The 1,799-nt window shown below is 76.7% G+C and carries 1 protein-coding gene, 1 tRNA gene and 1 pseudogene; all 3 read left to right on the top strand.

What is annotated here, in order from left to right; all coding sequences use genetic code 11:
• A partial coding sequence (locus GA0115240_RS06455) for a tetratricopeptide repeat protein (protein ID WP_141708749.1) occupies positions 1-1,165 on the top strand: 1,165 nt, incomplete at its 5' end.
• Between the two features lie 149 nt (positions 1,166-1,314).
• Positions 1,315-1,391, top strand: a tRNA-Met gene (locus GA0115240_RS06450).
• Between the two features lie 144 nt (positions 1,392-1,535).
• Positions 1,536-1,799, top strand: a pseudogene (locus GA0115240_RS06445) (hypothetical protein); the annotation flags it as partial.

Below are 1,799 nucleotides of genomic sequence, written 5' to 3'. Positions count from 1 at the left end.
CGCCGCCCGCCGCCACCGGCGGGCCGCGCTGCGGCTGGGCACCCTGCTGGAGGAGCGCGGCGAGCTGAAGGAGGCCGGCCACTGGTACCTGACCGCGGCCCGGGACGGCGAGGCGCGGGCCGCCTGCGCGCTGGGCTTCCTGCTGCGCGACGCCGGCGACCTCGACCAGGCCGCCACCTGGTGGCGCCGCGCGGCGCAGGCCGGCGACGGCAACGCGGCCAACGCGCTCGGCGCGCTGCACGCCGAGGAGGGCGAGACGCAGACCGCCGAGCGCTGGTACCGCACCGCCATGGAGGCGGGCGATGTCAACGGCGCGTACAACCTCGGGCTGCTGTGCGCCGGCCAGAGCCGCAGCCAGCAGGCCGAGCAGTGGTATCGCAAGGCCGCCTACGCCGGGCACCGCGAAGCCGCCAACGCGCTGGCCGTGCTGCTGCTCCAGCGCGGTGACGCGGCCGGGGCGGAGCCCTGGCTGTCCAAGGCCGCCGAGGCGGGCAGCATCGACGCCGCCTTCAACCTGGGCATCCTGCACGCCGCCCGCGGTGACGAGAACACCGCCCGCCGCTGGTACGAGCGCGCCGCCGCGTCCGGGCACGCCGAGGCCGCCCTCCAGGTGGCCATAGCGCTCCAGCAGGAGGGCGACCACCACGGCGCGGAGCGGCATCTGCGGTGCGCGGCCGGCGGCGGCAGCCCCGAAGCGGCGTTCCGGCTCGGCGCGCTGCTGGACCGCAGGGAGCGGGAGGACGACGCGGAGGTCGCCGGATCGGGTTCGGTGGAGGCGGAGGAGTGGTACGAGCGGGCCGCCCGTCAGGGGCACCGCCGGGCGCAAGTACGGCTCGGCATGTGCGCGGCCAAGCGCGGCGACGTGGTGGACGCCGCCCGCTGGTACCGGCTGGCCGCCGAAGCGGGCTCCCGCAACGGCGCCTTCAACCTCGGGCTGCTGCTGGCCCGCGAGGGCAGCGAGCCGGAGGCGGCGCTGTGGTGGACCCGTGCGGCCAACGCCGGCCACGGCCGCGCCGCCCTCCGCATGGCCCTGCTCTCGGCCCGCCGCGGCTCCCTGGCCGAGGCCCAGTCCTGGTGCGCCCGCGCCATCAGCTGCGGCCCGGCCGAGGTCGCCGAGCGGGCGGCCCGTCTCACCGACGCGGTGGCCCACGAGCTGACGGCCTGACCGCCCCGAGGCCGGCTGCGCCGGGCCTTCTCCGGAGGGCCCGGCGCCCGGCCGGGCGCCCGTCGCGGGCGTGCGGCGGGGCGTTCGGGCCGCCCTCGTAAGCGATTTGGTGAGGTCAGCCCCGGTGGTCTAAGCTGAGCACACAACGACGCGGGGTGGAGCAGCTCGGTAGCTCGCTGGGCTCATAACCCAGAGGTCGCAGGTTCAAATCCTGTCCCCGCTACCAATGACGCGTCAGGGCCCGGAGGTTCGTCCTCCGGGCCCTGACTCGTCATTTCTCCCGTTAGTCTTATTAGGGCAAAGTCCGGCCGGACCACCTTGGTCCCCGCCCCCCGCCGCGCGATCCTGGTCCGGAAGGACCGGGCTAGCCGTGGAGGCGGGATTGCTGCGCAAACGGCGGGCGCGATCCGCACCCGCGGCCGTGGACACCGGCCGCTGGGATGTGTGGTGCGCCCGGGTGGCCGGCGGCGGTCGCCGTGCGGACGCGGTGGAACTGCTCGCCGCGCTGCGCCAGGTGACGGACAGTGGTCAGCCGCACGACCGGGCCGCCGCGCTCGACGCGCTGGGCCGCGCGCCCGCCGCACTGCTGGTGCTGCTGGACCGGTACGCCCGTACCGGCGCGCCGCCGGCGCCT

The organism is Streptomyces sp. DvalAA-14 (assembly GCF_900091855.1).
Taxonomy (GTDB): Bacteria; Actinomycetota; Actinomycetes; order Streptomycetales; family Streptomycetaceae; genus Actinacidiphila.
This window is presented reverse-complemented; position numbering and strand designations above follow the sequence as displayed.